The sequence below is a fragment of the Ruegeria sp. HKCCD6426 genome, from assembly GCF_057221115.1.
Window position 1 is genome coordinate 868,540 of record NZ_JBWVBF010000001.1, and the last position, 16,240, is coordinate 884,779.

The 16,240-nt window shown below is 57.9% G+C and carries 18 protein-coding genes and 1 tRNA gene; 9 read left to right on the plus strand and 10 right to left on the minus strand.

The genetic code is table 11. From position 1 onward, the window contains the following. Positions 1-120: 120 nt before the first annotated feature. From AC2TDA_RS04310 to AC2TDA_RS04330, 5 genes are all read right to left on the minus strand, one after another. Positions 121-1,305, minus strand: coding sequence for a vWA domain-containing protein (locus AC2TDA_RS04310; RefSeq protein WP_480878918.1), 1,185 nt, complete (start codon positions 1,303-1,305; stop codon positions 121-123). A gap of 3 nt (positions 1,306-1,308) precedes the next feature. Then, a complete protein-coding gene (locus AC2TDA_RS04315) occupies positions 1,309-1,479 on the minus strand; it encodes a hypothetical protein (RefSeq protein WP_480846907.1) in 171 nt (56 codons plus the stop codon). A 6-nt stretch (positions 1,480-1,485) separates the two neighbouring features. Further along, positions 1,486-2,850, minus strand: coding sequence for a DUF2927 domain-containing protein (locus tag AC2TDA_RS04320; protein WP_480878919.1), 1,365 nt, complete (start codon positions 2,848-2,850; stop codon positions 1,486-1,488). Further along, complete coding sequence (locus tag AC2TDA_RS04325; RefSeq protein ID WP_480878920.1) at positions 2,847-3,296, minus strand: N-acetyltransferase family protein; 450 nt, start codon at positions 3,294-3,296, stop codon at positions 2,847-2,849. The genes AC2TDA_RS04320 and AC2TDA_RS04325 overlap by 4 nt, the downstream gene beginning before the upstream one ends. Before the next feature lie 128 nt (positions 3,297-3,424). Beyond that, positions 3,425-4,270 carry an AAA family ATPase gene (locus AC2TDA_RS04330; protein ID WP_480878921.1) on the minus strand — a complete coding sequence of 282 codons (846 nt, stop codon included), beginning with the start codon at positions 4,268-4,270 and terminating at the stop codon, positions 3,425-3,427. Positions 4,271-4,650: 380 nt separating this feature from the next. On the opposite strand from AC2TDA_RS04330, the gene dksA reads away from it, so the two are divergent. Both dksA and AC2TDA_RS04340 read left to right on the plus strand, forming a co-directional pair. Beyond that, positions 4,651-5,073 (plus strand): RNA polymerase-binding protein DksA, encoded by a 423-nt coding sequence (dksA, locus tag AC2TDA_RS04335; protein ID WP_480846982.1) that lies wholly within the window; start codon positions 4,651-4,653, stop codon positions 5,071-5,073. Between the two features lie 71 nt (positions 5,074-5,144). Next, positions 5,145-6,296 carry an FAD-dependent monooxygenase gene (locus AC2TDA_RS04340; RefSeq protein WP_480878922.1) on the plus strand — a complete coding sequence of 384 codons (1,152 nt, stop codon included), beginning with the start codon at positions 5,145-5,147 and terminating at the stop codon, positions 6,294-6,296. A gap of 7 nt (positions 6,297-6,303) precedes the next feature. Here AC2TDA_RS04340 and xth read toward each other — a convergent pair whose 3' ends face one another. Together xth and AC2TDA_RS04350 are read right to left on the minus strand one after the other, a co-directional pair. Further along, a complete protein-coding gene (gene xth, locus AC2TDA_RS04345; RefSeq protein ID WP_480878923.1) occupies positions 6,304-7,083 on the minus strand; it encodes an exodeoxyribonuclease III in 780 nt (259 codons plus the stop codon). Positions 7,084-7,143: 60 nt separating this feature from the next. After that, entirely contained in the window at positions 7,144-7,467 is a 324-nt protein-coding gene (locus AC2TDA_RS04350; protein WP_480878924.1) for a HesB/IscA family protein, read from the minus strand. 76 nt (positions 7,468-7,543) lie between these two features. Between AC2TDA_RS04350 and AC2TDA_RS04355 the strand changes: the two genes are divergently transcribed. Then, positions 7,544-8,686: a deoxyguanosinetriphosphate triphosphohydrolase gene (locus AC2TDA_RS04355; protein WP_480878925.1), complete on the plus strand. Its 1,143-nt coding sequence runs from the start codon at positions 7,544-7,546 to the stop codon at positions 8,684-8,686. Here AC2TDA_RS04355 and AC2TDA_RS04360 read toward each other — a convergent pair whose 3' ends face one another. Beyond that, complete coding sequence (locus AC2TDA_RS04360; RefSeq protein WP_480878926.1) at positions 8,687-9,238, minus strand: putative pterin-binding protein; 552 nt, start codon at positions 9,236-9,238, stop codon at positions 8,687-8,689. A 133-nt stretch (positions 9,239-9,371) separates the two neighbouring features. On the opposite strand from AC2TDA_RS04360, the gene argS reads away from it, so the two are divergent. The 6 genes from argS (at position 9,372) to AC2TDA_RS04390 (ending at position 15,015) form a co-directional block, all read left to right on the plus strand. Further along, positions 9,372-11,117, plus strand: a complete 1,746-nt coding sequence (argS, locus tag AC2TDA_RS04365) for an arginine--tRNA ligase (RefSeq protein ID WP_480878927.1) — start codon at positions 9,372-9,374, stop codon at positions 11,115-11,117. Between the two features lie 39 nt (positions 11,118-11,156). After that, the gene (locus tag AC2TDA_RS04370; protein WP_480878928.1) at positions 11,157-12,272 is read left to right on the plus strand and encodes an SPOR domain-containing protein; all 1,116 of its coding nucleotides are present in this window, start codon (positions 11,157-11,159) and stop codon (positions 12,270-12,272) included. Beyond that, positions 12,269-13,276 carry a beta-N-acetylhexosaminidase gene (gene nagZ / locus AC2TDA_RS04375; RefSeq protein WP_480878929.1) on the plus strand — a complete coding sequence of 336 codons (1,008 nt, stop codon included), beginning with the start codon at positions 12,269-12,271 and terminating at the stop codon, positions 13,274-13,276. Before AC2TDA_RS04370 ends, nagZ begins: the two co-directional genes overlap by 4 nt. Then, entirely contained in the window at positions 13,266-14,060 is a 795-nt protein-coding gene (locus AC2TDA_RS04380; protein ID WP_480846923.1) for a segregation and condensation protein A, read from the plus strand. The genes nagZ and AC2TDA_RS04380 overlap by 11 nt, the downstream gene beginning before the upstream one ends. Then, positions 14,053-14,709 carry an SMC-Scp complex subunit ScpB gene (scpB, locus tag AC2TDA_RS04385; protein ID WP_480878930.1) on the plus strand — a complete coding sequence of 219 codons (657 nt, stop codon included), beginning with the start codon at positions 14,053-14,055 and terminating at the stop codon, positions 14,707-14,709. Before AC2TDA_RS04380 ends, scpB begins: the two co-directional genes overlap by 8 nt. Positions 14,710-14,772: 63 nt before the next feature. Further along, the gene (locus tag AC2TDA_RS04390; RefSeq protein ID WP_480846926.1) at positions 14,773-15,015 is read left to right on the plus strand and encodes a hypothetical protein; all 243 of its coding nucleotides are present in this window, start codon (positions 14,773-14,775) and stop codon (positions 15,013-15,015) included. Between the two features lie 3 nt (positions 15,016-15,018). Here AC2TDA_RS04390 and AC2TDA_RS04395 read toward each other — a convergent pair whose 3' ends face one another. Continuing rightward, positions 15,019-16,098 (minus strand): 2'-deoxycytidine 5'-triphosphate deaminase, encoded by a 1,080-nt coding sequence (locus tag AC2TDA_RS04395; RefSeq protein ID WP_480878931.1) that lies wholly within the window; start codon positions 16,096-16,098, stop codon positions 15,019-15,021. Between the two features lie 61 nt (positions 16,099-16,159). After that, positions 16,160-16,236 (minus strand) — tRNA-Pro (locus AC2TDA_RS04400). Positions 16,237-16,240: the final 4 nt, after the last annotated feature.

Sequence of the window (16,240 nt, forward strand, 5' to 3'; positions counted from 1 at the left end):
GCCGAGCATTTTAGAGGGATTGTTTATCCATGGCGCCAAATCGAGCGAAATTGGTCGAGTTTTGCTCGCTTTGTCCGTCAAGCGGAAACAGTTGGGTGGCGTGCAAACCAAATTACGGGGCTAGCGTGTCAGCTCTCGCATACCCTGTTCCAGCCCGGCCAATGTCATCGGCACCATGCGATCTTCGAAGATCTCGCGGATCATGCCGATGGAATGAGTGTATTCCCAGTACTTCTCGGGCACTGGGTTGATCCACAGGTTCGATCCCCACTGCTCGCGCGCACGTTGTAGCCAGACTTGCCCGGCTTCCTGGTTCCAGTGTTCGTTGGCGCCGCCGGGGTAGGCGATCTCATAGGGGCTCATCGAGGCATCGCCGACAAAGATGCACTTATAGTCTCCGCCGTAAGTACGCAGCACTTCATGAGTTGGAATCTGTTGGTCCCATCGGCGGCGATTGTCGCGCCATACGCCTTCATACAGGCAGTTGTGGAAGTAATAATATTCCAGGTGTTTGAATTCGGTTCGTGCCGCTGAAAACAGCTCTTCGACCACCTTGATATGCGGGTCCATCGAGCCGCCGACGTCGAGGAACAGCAAGACCTTGACTGCGTTGTGGCGTTCAGGGCGAGTTTTCACATCGAGATAGCCGTGTTCAGCCGTCGCGCGGATCGTGCCGTCCAGATCCAACTCTTCCGCTGCGCCTTCACGCGCCCAGCGGCGCAGGCGCTTCAGGGCGACCTTGATGTTACGGGTGCCCAGTTCAACGGTGTCGTCAAGATTCCTGAATTCGCGCTTGTCCCAGACCTTGACCGCGCGTTGGTGGCGGCTTTCCTTCTGGCCGATGCGCACACCCTCGGGGTTATAGCCATATGCCCCGAACGGAGAGGTCCCAGCCGTACCGATCCACTTGTTGCCGCCCTGATGGCGACCCTGCTGTTCGCTCAGGCGTTCGCGCAGTGTTTCCATGAGCTTTTCGAACCCGCCCGTGGCCTCGATCTCGGCTTTTTCCTCGTCCGACAAGTATTTTTCAGCCATCTTGGCCAGCCAGTCCGCCGGAATGTCTACGGCCTCGAGCACCTGATCGAAGGTGATCTCGTTCAGGCCTTCGAAACTGGCGGCAAAGGCGCGGTCGAACTTGTCGATATTGCGTTCGTCCTTAACCATCGACACGCGAGCAAGGTAGTAGAAAGCCTCGACATCATAGGTGGCCAGCCCCTTTTTCATCCCTTGCAGAAAGGTCAGGTATTCTCGCAATGATACGGGAATGCCGGTCTTCCGAAGGTTTTCGAAGAAGGGCAGGAACATCCGTCAGGCCACCAGTCGTACCAGGATCAGCGACAAGACCAGGCCAACCAGCGCAAAGGCGATCCCGTAACCGGCAGCATATTGCGCCATGTCGGCACCGCTTCCCTTCCGTTTGCGGGCAGTCAGGGCACCCAGAACCGCCCCCAAGATCGCCATTCCAAATACCACTAACATGCGCCGTTACCCATTTGTGTTGCTGGCGGTCCTCTGGGCGATTTCCTGTGTCACCGAGTGCACCACCACGTCCGAGCCGAACCCGTAACGCGCCCATCCGATACTGTCCACCCTGACCGCGCGTGCCTGATCGGTTCGCCCGGCCTGACGCAGCGCTTCGGATTTCAACAGCATAAGCGTCGCCAGAAGCGCAGCATTTTCGGCGCGCATCATTACATCTATTGCTTGGTCGAGTTCAGGCAAAGCGTCCGGACCTTTACCATTCGCCAGCGCAAAAGCGGTTGTCTGGGCGGTGATGTGGGCGCGGTGCACTTCAGTTCCTGGTGTTGCGTTCAGATATTGCAGCGCAATCTGGTACTCGCGCTGCGCCGCCGCGGGGTCGTCAAATTGCTTCATGCGCCCCATTAGATAGTGGGGATAGGCGCGGCGGTGATCGGTCCAACCTTGTTCCTTCCCGATCCGTGCGGCCTCTTGCGCGGAACGCAGCCGCCGGGCGTCTGTTGCGCTAGGGCCCAATGCTCGCTCGACCGCATTGATCCACGCGCGGGGTGTTTCCGAGACGGGTTGAGGGGGAATTCTTTCACCACGCGGGTTCAGGCGCCTGAGCACGCCGGGTACAGCCTGCGCAACCTGTTCCTGAGTCATACCGTTGTGCAGTTCGGGCGCATAGGCCGTGCGCAGGATCAGCATGTCAAAACCGGTGAGAACGGTGTGAAAATTGTCGTCGTTAAACACTGAGTCCGGAAGGTGATACAGGTCGTTTAATGGGCCAAGCGCCTGAGCCAGTTCCTCGTGTAAGCAGTCGCGGATTTCCTGAGGGCTAGCGTCATAGGGGATGAAAATACCCAAGCGTTCGCGGCTGCGCAGCTCGGTCCAGCTGCTTTTGCGTTTGCGGCGGTCGCGGCGGTATTCTTCCAAGCTTGATGAATTAGGTACCACGAAACAGGCCGCCTGAGGCAGAACGCGGTGAATTTGTTTCTGGCTGACGGCCTCGATCGTGATATTGGCCTGGCCTTCCGTGATTTGGTGAATATCGATCGCGGCTTCGCTCCGAATGCGCCCCAGCACGCGGGTTAGGTCCGTCAGCATCGAACGCGTCGGCGTGCCAGTCAGGCGAACGGTGATCGGTCCTTCGAACCGGGTGAACACCGGCAGTGGCGCACCGCTTTCCAGTGCGAAATGAAGGGCCAAAAAGTCAGCTGCGATGTTTTCATTCGAGCGGGCAGGGGGCATCGGGCGGGCGGCTGCGAAGGATTTGGCCGGAGGCAAAGAGGCTTCGACGACCTGTACGCGCGTCGGCTGATCGTCAGGGCCAACACCGGCGCATCCCGCCAGGATCGTCAACAGACCGAGTACCCCTAATCGCCTCATGGGCGCTGATACCGGATAAAGGGCGTCTGTTTACCGATGCGGTCGTATAGTTTGCGTGCTGTGTGGTTGAAATCCTGAGTCAACCAATAGACCGACGGTGCACCCTGTCGATCCGCTTCAGCATAGACTGCCTCGATCAATGCACGGCCAACGCCTTTTCCGCGAATTTCGGGACGGGCAAAGAGGTCCTGAAGGTAGCAGGTATTTTCGACCTTCCAGGCATGACGGTGAAACAAGTAGTGGGTCAGCCCGACAAGTTTCCCGTCGGCCTCGGCCACAAAGCACGAGAAGTCTTGCGGGTCATCACCCAGCAAACGCGTGAAGGTCGTGTCGTAGACGGCGTCCGGTACGATGGTTTCATAGAAGGCCAGATAGTCACGCCACATCTGGGACCATTCGATACGGTCGTCGGGGCGCAAAGGGCGGATCGACAGATCGTCGGTCAAAGCGGGCGTCCTTTCCTGCAGGGCAGTCGGGCGCCGAGCGATGGCAAGCCCTGATTTCGGTTATGCTGCCATCCGGCCCGCCCGGACGCAACCGGTCTTCACCGTATAGTCACCCGGACAGGCAACTTTCAGCGCTTACTGCGCGCCATAAAGGCAAGGCGTTCGAACAAGTGCACATCCTGTTCGTTCTTCAGCAGCGCCCCATGCAGCTTGGGCAGGGCGTTGACACCATCGCGCTTGAGATCTTCTGCGGTCAGATCTTCGGCCAGCAAAAGCTTCAGCCAGTCTAGAACCTCGGAGGTCGAGGGCTTTTTCTTCAACCCTTGCGTCTCGCGGATTTCGTAGAACTGGGTCAGGGCGGTCGTCAGCAACGCGTCTTTAATGCCGGGGTGGTGCACCTCGACGATCCGGCGCATGGTCGTTTCGTCCGGGAAACGGATATAGTGGAAGAAACAACGCCGTAAAAATGCGTCGGGCAATTCTTTTTCGTTGTTCGAGGTGATGATCACAATCGGACGGTGTTTGGTCCGGATCGTCTCACCAGTCTCATAGACATAGAACTCCATTTTATCGAGTTCCTGCAGCAGGTCGTTGGGAAACTCGATGTCGGCCTTGTCGATTTCGTCGATCAGCAGAACAACCTTTTCGTCGGCTTCGAATGCCTGCCACAGCTTGCCCTTGCGGATGTAGTTGGACACGTCATGTACGCGCTCGTCGCCCAACTGGCTGTCTCGCAACCGGCTGACCGCGTCATATTCATACAGGCCTTGCTGCGCGCGGGTGGTGGATTTCACATTCCACTCGATCATCTTCAAACCCAGCGCTCCGGCCACCTGTTTGGCCAGTTCGGTCTTGCCGGTGCCAGGCTCGCCTTTGACCAGAAGAGGGCGTTCCAGCGTGACAGCGGCGTTCACAGCGATGGTCAGGTCGTCGGTGGCAACGTATTCTGCCGTGCCTTGAAAACGTGCGGTCATAGGGCCCTCATGTGGATTCGTGCCCAGTCGGGCGCGGTTGCCATCCGAGTTACAGAGCGGCTGTATGATTTTCAAGGTAAGTCGCTGCGTCTCCTTGAGTTGAAAACCTCAATAACTACAGGCCGTTCTGATTGATTCGCTAAGCTCGCTCGAGCGAAGTTTCTGAGATTGCCTCAAAAATGCCCGGCTGTTTCCACAGATTATCAAGGATTTGTTGTTACAAGTCTCATATTTAGACTGAGCGAGTTGACGACGCAGCGGGGCACAGTTTGCATAGTGACATTCCCTGCGTCGTCGGATAAACGCTCCGAAGAAAGGGGAGCCAAATGTCAGGTAATACAACAGCGACCGACGTTTCTGGCCATACCGAGGGAGCAAATATGAAGCAGGAAGTTTTCCTGCCGGACGATTACCGTCCGGCTGAAGATGAACCTTTCATGAATGAACGCCAGCTTGAGTATTTTCGTCGCAAGCTGCTGGATTGGAAAAACGAACTTTTAGCGGGCAGCCGCGATACGATCGAAGGGTTGCAGGACAACACCCGGAACATCCCTGACGTTGCTGACCGCGCAAGCGAAGAAACCGATCGCGCGCTGGAGCTGCGTACACGGGACCGTCAGCGCAAACTGGTCGCCAAGATCGACTCGGCCCTGCGCCGGATCGAAGAAGGCGAGTACGGATATTGCGAGAAGACGGGCGATCCGATCTCGCTGAAGCGCTTGGACGCGCGCCCGATTGCGACCATGACGCTTGAGGCGCAGGAGCGCCACGAGCGACGCGAAAAGGTCCACCGCGACGATTGATCGCTGGAACTTTGCAAGAAACATGAATGCCGGGGCCTGTCGCTCCGGCATTTTTGCTTTAAGCCGGGCACATGAATATCGATGGCTTGAAATTTTGCGTAATCGGGGCGGGCATTGGCGGACTCTCGGCCGCTCTTGCACTGCGCTTGCACGGAGCCCAGGTTGTGGTGCTGGAACAGGTGCCCGAACTGACCGAGGTTGGTGCCGGGTTGCAGATAAGTACCAACGGTATGGTGGTTTTGCGCGCTTTGGGGGTGGTCGGAGATCCGCCTGTGAGTGGGCAAAGGTCCTATGGCACAGTCTTGCGGGACTACCGAAAAGGTCGGATTATCAGTCAGCTGCCGGCCCCGGCGGTCGGGCCAACCTATTATTACCACAGGGCGGACTTGCTGGATCTGCTGCACAAGGCGGCGGATCGAGCGGGTGTTGAAATCCGATTGGGCGCGAAGGTGGCAAGGGTGCAAATGCACTCCTCTGAAGCCGAGGTCATATTGGATGATGGCGAAACGCTTCGGGTCGAATGCGCCATTGCCGCCGATGGCGGGCGCAGCGCGCTCCGTCCTATTGTGAACGGCGAGGAATCACCCGAATTCACGCACCAGATCGCTTGGCGGGCCACGATCCCTTGGCAGGACAAAGTAGATCAGGTGCGCGCAACTTTGACTATGGGTCCGGGAAGGCATGTGGTCACATACCCTTTGCGCGGCCAGAAACTAATGAATATCGTGGCCATCGAAGAGCGCTCGGACTGGCACGAAGAAGGGTGGCAACTGAAAGGTGACCCCGACGAACTGCGGGCCCGCTTTGCCGATTTCGGCGGTCCAGTCGCGAATATACTGTCCGAGCTAAAGGACACGTTCCTTTGGGCGCTGTTCCTACGTCCAGTCGCTAAGAATTGGCAAAACGGGAGATTGGCCCTGCTGGGAGATGCAGCGCATCCAACCCTGCCTTTCATGGCACAGGGTGCGTGTCTTGCGCTCGAAGACGCCTGGGTCTTGGCGCGGGCGTTTCAGGAGCAGTCCGGAATAACCTCCGCGCTGGCAGAATATGAATCAGTGCGAAGCCCCCGGGCGCGTCAGGTTGTTGCTGCTGCTTCCGCGAATGCGCGCAATTTCCATTTGCGTGGCCCGGTCCGGTTGGCGGCTCAGTGCGCGCTGACCGCCCTCGGCCCGCGCCTGGCACGTCGGTATGACTGGATATACAGTCACGATGTGACGGCCTGATTGTAGGTCAGATATCCATTTCGACCCAGACCGGCACGTGATCCGATGGTTTTTCGTGTCCACGAACTTCGGCGTCAATCTGGCAGTCTTCCATCAGATCAGCGGCTTGTGGCGTCAGCAGGAAATGGTCGATACGGATGCCATCGTTCTTGTTCCATGCACCAGCTTGGTAATCCCAGAACGAATAGTGACCGGCGCTTTGGGTTCGGGCTCGAAACGCTTCGGTAAAGCCCAGGTTCATGATTTTGCGAAATGCCGCGCGGCTTTCCGGCCGAAACAGGGCGTCTTCACGCCAGGCGTCGGGGCGAGTAGCGTCCTCGGCCTGTGGGATAACGTTGTAATCGCCAGCCATCAGGGCGGGCTCCTCAGTGGCCAGAAGAGCGCGAGCCCGATCATAGAGCCGCTCCATCCACGCCAGTTTATAATCGTATTTTGGACCCGGAGTGGGGTTTCCGTTGGGTAAGTATAATCCGCAGATACGCAGTGCTTTCTTGCCTACGACCGTCGCCTCGATCCACCGCGCCTGCTCGTCTTCGTCATCACCGGGTAACCCGCGCGTGACGTCCTCGAGCGGTAATTTCGACAAGATCGCCACGCCGTTAAAGCTTTTCTGGCCGTGCGTTTCCACGTTATAGCCGCGCTCTTCGAAAATCTCGCGGGGAAAGTTCTCGTCGATCGACTTGATCTCTTGCAGAAGAACCACGTCCGGCTGTGCGTCGTCCAGCCAACGGGGCAGGGCCTCTGCCCGCGCTTTGATGCCGTTGATGTTGAATGTGGCGATTTTCATGCGCGATCCTCCGGCTGGCTGCCGGTTGATCTATCCCTCAACCACGCGGGCAGGGCAAGGTCACATTGAAAATGATGTCCCGCAGCCGCAGGAAGAGGTTGCGTTGGGATTCTCAATCACAAACCGCGCACCGATCAGTTCTTGTGTGAAATCGATCACTGCGTTTTCCAGAAAAGGCAGCGAAATCGAGTCGACAATCACTTTTTGACCATTGCCTTCCAGTACAAGGTCGTCATCTTTTGGTTCGTCCAGCGCAATTTCATATTGAAAACCGGAACATCCGCCGCCTTCCACTGCGACGCGCAGGGCCTGACCCTGATCCGCTGCGCCAATTTCGGCGAGGCGTTCAAAGGCGCGTTCGGTGACTGTGGGGGGCAGATTCATGCCAAACTCCAAAGGTTTATTTCCTTTACTCATTACAATATAGAAATTGCAAGGACAGGCGACAAGGACAAGGCCTTTGGACAGAGCGGGATTTGCCTCGGACCCAGGCCGCGCCAGAGGGCGGCTTGTGCCAGAGGAGGAAAGCAGTTTTCGGTCATGCTTTCAGCGCGACCGGGATCGGATCATTCATGCCAGCGCGTTTCGACGGCTCAAGCACAAGACGCAGGTTTTTGTTGAGCATGAGGGTGACAGCTATCGCACGCGGTTGACCCATTCCATCGAAGTGGCCCAGGTGGCGCGCACGATTGCCGGGGCTTTGCGGCTGAACCCTGAATTGACAGAGGCTGTCGCGCTGGCCCACGACCTTGGGCACACCCCATTCGGTCATACGGGTGAGGACGCGTTACATGCGTTGATGGAGCCTTACGGCGGATTTGACCACAACGCGCAAGCCATTCGGATTGTTACGAAGCTCGAGCGTCATTACGCTGATTTCGATGGCTGTAACCTGACGTGGGAATGCCTTGAAGGTATCGCAAAACACAACGGCCCCGTGCTGGGCGCGCTGCCGTGGGCGCTGGCCGAGTGCAACGACCACTTTGATCTGGAATTGCACACTCATGCCAGCGCCGAGGCTCAAGTAGCGGCGTTGTCTGACGATATTGCCTACAACAATCATGATCTGTTCGACGGGTTGCGGGCCGGGTTGTTTGATGACGAGGATATTCGACAGCTTCCGATCGTTGATGCGTGCTTTGCCGAAGTGGATGCCAAATATCCCGGGCTCGACGCCTATCGTCGCCGGCACGAGGCGTTGCGTCGGGTTTTTGGCGTGATGGTTTCTGACGTGATCGACACATCGAGCAAACTGATCGCTGCCTCAGGTTCGCGTTCGGTCGAGGATGTCCGCCTTTTGGGGTATCCGGTCATTCAGTTCTCGGATGACCTTTGGGGGAAACTGAAACAGATCCGCGCATTCCTGTTCAACCGCATGTACCGCGCCCCCAGCGTGATGGAGGTGCGTTCCAAGGTCAGCAAAGTGGTGGAAGAGTTATTTCCTATCTATCTGAACGACCCGAAGCAGATGCCCAAGCACTGGCATGACGATATAGAGGCTGCAAGAGACGAGACCGCACTGGCGCGCATCGCATCGGATTATATCGCTGGCATGACCGACCGGTTCGCCTTGCAGGATCACGCACGACTTACTGGCCGCTGATTATTCAATGCCGATGTAAGCCAGCGCCCAGACTTGCTGACCGGATTGTATTTGTGCCAGGTCCGCGTCGTCGGTTGGTGGGAAGACAATCATCGTAGGGCCATAACCGCCAATTCCCATCGGTGCGCCATCCGCGTGCGTAGCGACAATCGGTTGATGTGCAGCGATGCTGTCCCATGGAATTTCCGATTGATAACCATCCATTGCCATAGGTTTAGCGGTTTTCCCTTCCGCTCCGACCAAGATCATTACTTCCGATAAGCGCGGCCCGGAAAACGCAATGTCACGTTGGTTGCCTTCGGGACCGTAAGTGATTGTGATTTCGGTTTGCTCCAACCCGTCGAGTATCGCCGCATCAAGGCCTGCTGCTCCATCGTGCTGCACCTCGAGATACCCTAGAAGTCCGCCATCGTTTTCCCCACGCGCGGGCAGATTGGTCTCTGACACGGCTCCCCCCAGCGTTAGTAATACGTGGCCTTGTGGCTCGGGCATCTCGGCCCACGCTTGCAGAGAAGTTAACAGAAGCAGGGCAAGGGGCAGGGCAGGGCGCATGGATCGGTCTCCGTTTCCTGAAATATCGCTGACACTAGCGGGCTTTGTCGGTAAACCAAGCCCAAAATGCTCGCTTCCATTGACCTTGTCGCTTTGCGTGGTAAACCGCCGGGCAAGCAAAAGGACATCTGAAATGAACCTGTTTTCCGAGATCCGCGGCCTCGTACTGGACGCGCTGGCACAGATGCAGTCCGAAGGCGCGCTGCCCGAGGGGCTGAGCTTTGACAACGTGGCGGTCGAACCTCCACGCGATGCGGCGCATGGGGACATGGCGACCAACGCCGCAATGGTGTTGGCGAAACCGGCCAAGATGAAGCCGCGCGACATTGCGGATGTACTGGCTAATAAGCTGGCAGATGATCATCGCGTAACCAGCGCCGAAGTTGCCGGGCCGGGCTTTCTGAACTTGCGGTTGGCGCCGTCGGTTTGGCAGGGCGTGCTGGCGGCAGTGCTGGAAAAGGGAACTGACTATGGCCGCTCGACCATGGGGCACGGCCAGAAAGTGAATGTCGAATATGTGTCTGCCAACCCCACAGGCCCGCTGCATGTGGGTCATACGCGCGGTGCGGTGTTCGGTGATGCGCTTGCCAGCCTGCTGGCCTATTCCGGCCATGACGTGACCCGTGAATACTACATCAACGATGGCGGTGCACAGGTCGACGTTCTTGCTCGGTCCGCCTATGAGCGGTATCGCGAAGCCAACGGTTTGAGCCCCGAGATCGCCGAAGGCCTGTATCCCGGCGACTATCTGATCCCGATCGGTGAAGCGCTGAAAGAGAAATACGGGGACAGCCTGATCGACAAGCCGGAAAGCGAATGGCTGGACGATCTGCGTGAGTTCTCGACTGACGCGATGATGGATTTGATCCGCGCCGACCTGAAAGCGTTGGGCGTCGAGATGGACGTGTTCTTCTCGGAAAAATCGCTTTACGGCACAGGCCGCATCGAAGCCGCGCTGCAATCCCTGACCGACAAGGGCCTGATCTACGAAGGCGTTCTGGAACCGCCCAAGGGCAAAAAGCCCGAGGATTGGGAACCGCGCGAGCAGACTTTGTTCAAATCCACCGAGCACGGTGACGATGTGGATCGACCCGTCAAGAAATCCGACGGCAGCTGGACCTACTTCGCCCCGGATATCGCCTATCACTATGACAAGGTGAGTCGTGGTTTTGACGCGCTGATCGACGTATTCGGCGCGGATCACGGTGGCTACGTCAAGCGGATGAAGGCCGCAGTTTCAGCGCTGTCCGATGGCAAGGTGCCACTGGATATCAAGCTGACGCAGCTGGTGAAGCTGTGGAAGAATGGCGAGCCGTTCAAGATGTCCAAACGGGCAGGAAACTTTGTCACCCTGCGCGATGTGGTTGATCAGGTTGGGCCGGACGTGACCCGTTTTGTCATGCTGACACGCAAGAACGACGCACCGCTGGATTTCGATTTCGACAAGGTGTTGGAACAGAGCCGCGAGAACCCTGTGTTCTACGTGCAATACGCCCACGCCCGTGTCATGAGCGTGCTGCGCCGCGCCGCTGAGGCGGGGATTGATGCGCAGGATGGAACTCTGAAAGCTGCCGATTTGGGTAAGATCGACCACGCGTCCGAGCTGACAGTCGCCAAAAAGCTGGCTGAGTGGCCGCGTCTGGTGGAGATCGCTGCGCGCACTAATGAACCGCACCGTGTTGCCTTCTATCTCTATGAACTCGCTGGAGATTTCCACGCGTTGTGGAATAAAGGTAATGATGAAACCTCGCTGCGCTTCATCCAGGATGGCGATGCAGCCACAAGTCAGTCAAAAATCGCCTTGGCCCGGGCCGTTTCTGTTGTGATTTCAGCGGGCTTGGGTATTCTTGGCGTTACTCCGGCGCAGGAGATGCGGTAACCAATACCGCCCGAACCGCCGGTCCGAGGCAGACAAGAAATGACCCGCGCGCCACATTTTAAGGCGCAATCGGGCGGTGAGGCGGATATGGCGAGTTACGATTACTCGGGGCAAGCAAGCCCCGAGCAGATGCATTACACGAATCAAACACATCCTCAGGATGCGTATGATTACCCGGATGATATGCACGACTACGATGGCGCACCGCGCACCGGGGCCGGTCTGGGACGTATGATCAATATGTTCGGGGCCGTCGCATCTTTGGCGCTGGTCGCAGGCATAGGTGTCTGGGGATACAAACTGGTCATGCGCGATGTCAGCGGTGTGCCGGTTGTTCGTGCTGTCGAGGGTCCGATGCGCATCCAACCGGAAAACCCAGGCGGTACGCCTGCCGATCACCAAGGGCTGGCCGTCAACACAGTGGCCGCAGTGGGATCAGCTGCAGCACCGGCGGATCGCTTGATTCTGGCGCCGCGCCCGGTATCGCTGACGGACGAAGACACCCCGATGAGCGCGTTGCAACCCACACCGGCGGTTCACGTTGTCGAGGAAGAAGTCACAGACCAGCAGGCCTCCAAACTCCGGCAAGGCGCCGTCGACTCGCTGGTTGCGGAATTGGCGGGCGAGGCTGCCGACACTGCCCAACCGTCAGAGCAGGGCGTGCAATTGGCTTCACTGGTCACCCCGGAAGAAGAACCAGCAATTGACCCGGTGGATTTCGCGGCCCAGCAACCTGATCCGGCGCTGGCCGCGCTGCCGGGTGTTCGTCGTTCCTTGCGGCCGCAGAACAGACCAGCCCGGGCAACACCCAGTGGTATTTCAACAAACAGCGGAACCGAAGCCGCGATCAACGCAGCTGTCAAAGCGGCCGTGGGACTGGACGTAGACCCCAATACTCTGACCAAGGGCACCCGGCTGGCGCAGCTGGGCGCGTATGAGAGTGTCGACGTCGCGCAGACGGAATGGGCGCGAATTAGCGGTCGTTTTGGCGAGTATATGGATGGAAAACAGCGAGTTATCCAGAAAACTTCAAGTGGCGGGCGCACCTTTTACCGTCTGCGCGTCCTCGGGTTTGAGGATGTAAGCGACTCGCGTCAATTCTGCGCTGCGCTGGTCACTCAAGGCGCGGACTGCATTCCGGTCGCCGCACGGTGAGTTTTGGAGCAACCATTACCGACGCTGAAGGGTTTCGACTAACACCCGACGAGAAATCCCTGTTTCGACAGATGAACCCATTCGGGTTCATCCTGTTTGCAAGGAATATTGAAAGCGCCGATCAGCTTCGTGCGCTTTGCGACGATTTTCGCGAGGCGGTTGGGCGAAACTGCCCGATCACGATCGATCAGGAAGGCGGCCGCGTACAGCGTCTTCGGGCTCCTATGGCCCGCGAATGGCTGCCGCCGCTTGATCATTCGGACCGTGCCGGTGATGAGGTCGAGCGCGCGATGTATCTGCGGTACCGTTTGATTGCTAATGAACTGTTTTCGCTGGGGATAGACAGCAACTGTGCCCCCATGGTCGACCTTGCCCGAGAATCGACGCATCCGTTTCTGAAGAACCGGTGTTACGGCTCTGAACCGGCTACAATTTCCCGGATTGGGCGGGCAGTTGCGAAAGGCCATCTGGATGGTGGGGTTCTACCCGTTGTGAAACACATGCCGGGGCATGGATTGGCGACTTTGGACAGTCATTACGACCTGCCGCATGTGGATTTGCCGCTGGAGGAGTTGGAGCACCGCGATTTTGCCCCGTTTCGGGCTCTGAATGATCTGCCGATGGGGATGACGGCGCATCTGGTCTATGATTTGATCGATGCGCAACCGGCGACGATATCGGCGAAGATGATTGGTTTGATCCGCGAAAACATTGGGTTTGATGGTCTGATCATGACCGACGACATCTCGATGAAGGCGCTCAGTGGTACGCCGTCTGACATCGCGCAGCAGGCGTTGAACGCTGGCTGTGACGTGGTTTTGCACTGCAACGGTTCATTTGAGGCGCGGGCTGATGTTCTTGAGGCTGCGGGGCAGATGTCCGAGGCAGCGCAAATCCGCGCGGATCGAGCCCTTGCAATGCGCCATCCGCCGCAGGAACTTGACATCCCTGCCGTCGAGGCTGAACTATCTCGCCTAATGGGCGGGCAGGTGTATGAACGATAATCTTTTCAGCGAAGACCCGGTCTCGGTCGCGGATCGGCTCGCTGCCGAGGCGCTGATTGTTGACGTCGACGGGTTTGAAGGCCCTCTGGATGTACTGCTGACCTTGTCGCGGACGCAGAAGGTTGATCTTCGGAAAATCTCGGTTCTGGCGCTGGCCCAGCAATATTTGGCCTTCGTCGAAAAGGCGCGGGCCTTGCGGATCGAGCTGGCGGCGGACTATCTGGTGATGGCAGCCTGGCTTGCGTTCCTGAAATCCCGCCTGCTGCTTCCCCCGGACCCCGATGATGACGGCCCGTCTGGTGAGGAACTGGCTGCACACCTGGCGTTCCAGCTGGAGCGCCTTCAGGCCATGCGCGACTCTGCCGCTCGATTGATGGCACGTGATCAGCTGGGTCGTGATTTCTTTAAACGCGGGCAGGGTGAGGATATCACCCGCATCCGCACCGTAACCTACTCTGCCACGTTGCTGGACCTGATGCAGGGCTACGCACGTATCCGAACCCGGGATGAATTTCGTCCATTCGTTATGGATCGCGATGCCGTGTTCACGATGGAGCAAGCACTTGAACGCATGCGTCCTCTGATCGGTTTTGCAGGCACATGGACTGATATGGAGACTTATCTTCCCGATGGTTGGGACGCAGATCCGGTGCGGAAGCGATCTGCAACAGCAGCTACTTTTGCGGCCTCGCTGGAGTTGGTGAAAGAAGGACACATGGAGATCAAGCAGAGCGAAACCTTTGCCCCGATTCATCTGCGCAAAAGGACCGAGAATCGTGACTGACGCCCCCCAAGAAGACGACACCGGCACCCTGTTTGAGGCGCCTCCGCTGGCCGAGCAGGAACGGATGGTTGAAGCGGTGTTGTTCGCCAGCGCCGAGCCTGTGACTGTTTCGGACTTGGAAGCCCGCATGCCTCATGGCAGCAACGCAGCGCAAGCGGTTGAAATGCTTCAGAAACGTTATGAAGGGCGCGGCGTCCGTGTGGTGCAGGTTGGTGAGGCCTGGGCTATCCGTACCGCCCCTGATCTGGGCTTCCTAATGCAAAAAGAAACGGTCGAAACGCGCAAGCTGAGCCGGGCCGCAATCGAAACTTTAGCCATCGTCGCCTATCATCAACCCTGTACGCGAGCCGAAATTGAAGAGATTCGTGGTGTGTCTGTTTCGCGCGGTACGATCGATCAACTGCTTGAGATGGAGTGGATCAGACTGGGTCGCCGCCGTATGACACCGGGCCGACCCGTCACCTTTGTCGTGACACCACAATTTCTGGACCATTTCGGTTTGGAGAATGCCCGAGATCTGCCCGGTCTCAAGGAATTGCGCGCAGCCGGCCTTCTGGAAAACCGTCCACCGCCCGGTGCTGTGCCTTTAGGGGGCGAGCGTGAAGACGATCTTGATGAAGATCAGTCAGAATTGTTCGAGGAAGAGTGATCGGCGCGCCCTTTTATTGCCGCGCAGATCGTCTACCTTGAAGATCGGAAAACGGAGAGAGCAATGAACGCCAATCGGATCATCGACATGATCGTGCGTCAGGTGATGCGCCGTCTTGTGACTCGCGGGGTCGACAAAGGGCTGAATATGGCAAGCGGGGTAGGTCGCAAGCCTGAGTCCGGTCAGAATTCATCGCGTGATCCCGAAGGCGCGCGCCACATGCAGGATAAAACCGTCCGGCAAGGGCAGAACATGAAACATGCCCAGCGGATGACGCGTCAAATGCGACGCTTCATGAAATTCTGAATCCTAACTTACTGCCTTGAAATGTTTTGATAGTTTCAGGCCTTGCCCCTGGTAATTCGAGTCAATACCTGCCCCATAAAGCTGCGTGGGCATCTCGGCCATCTTCTCATAAACCAGACGTCCAACGACCTGTCCGTGCTCCAGCACAAAAGGCGCCTCATGGCATCGCACCTCCAAGACACCTCGTGAACCTGCTCCGCCTGCGGCTGCATGACCAAAGCCAGGATCGAAGAAGCCTGCATAATGCACCCTGAATTCGCCCACCATAGCCAGATAGGGGGCCATCTCGGCGGCATACATCGGCGGGATGTGCACCGCTTCGCGGCTGACCAGAATATAGAACGCACCGGGATCAAGTATGATGCGACCGTCTGTGGTACGCACTTCTTCCCAGTAATCCTGCGGATCATAACCACCAATGCGGTCCAGATCGATCACGCCGGTATGCGGTTTGGCGCGGAATCCGACCAGATCAGTGTCCGGCAGCTGAAGATCGACCGAAAACCCCAGCCCGTCTTGAATAACTGCAGGGCCATCAACCAGAGGGGACGCGCTGTGCAGTGTGGTCAGTTCGGTGTCACTCAGTACTGCCTGACCCTGTCGGAAGCGGATTTGGTTAAGGCGCATTCCCGGACGTACCAGAACTGAAAATGAACGCGGACAAATCTCGGCATAGAGTGGGCCGGAATAGCCCGCAGGAACGCGGTCGAACTCGGTGCCTCCATCAGTGACCGTGCGGGTCAGTAGGTCCAGCCGCCCGGTCGAACTTTTGGCATTGGCCACAGCAGTCATGTCTTGAGACAGCGCCAGGGATTCCATCAGGGGCACCAGATAGACGCAGCCTTTCTCAAGCACGGCGCCGTCGGTGATGTCGATGCGGTGCATCTCAAATTCGGCCAGACGATCCGCGACGGTGCGACCTTCGCCTGCAAGGAAAGAGGCACGCACGCGGTAAGCGACTGTTCCTAAACGCAGATCAAGGCTGGCTGGCTGAATTTGCGCCGAAAGGACATCCGGACTGGCCGTGATCTCACCCCGTGTGATCATTGCTTCGATCTGTTGGTTTGGGCATACGCCTGTCATTCCGATCCCCCCTGGTGCCAGAGCGGGATCTGGCCTGTCTGCCATAAACGTCGGTGTGATTTGGTCGGGCTAGCAGGACTCGAACCTGCGACCTTCCGTCCCCCAGACGGACGCGCTACCAGGCTGCGCCATAGCCCGACGT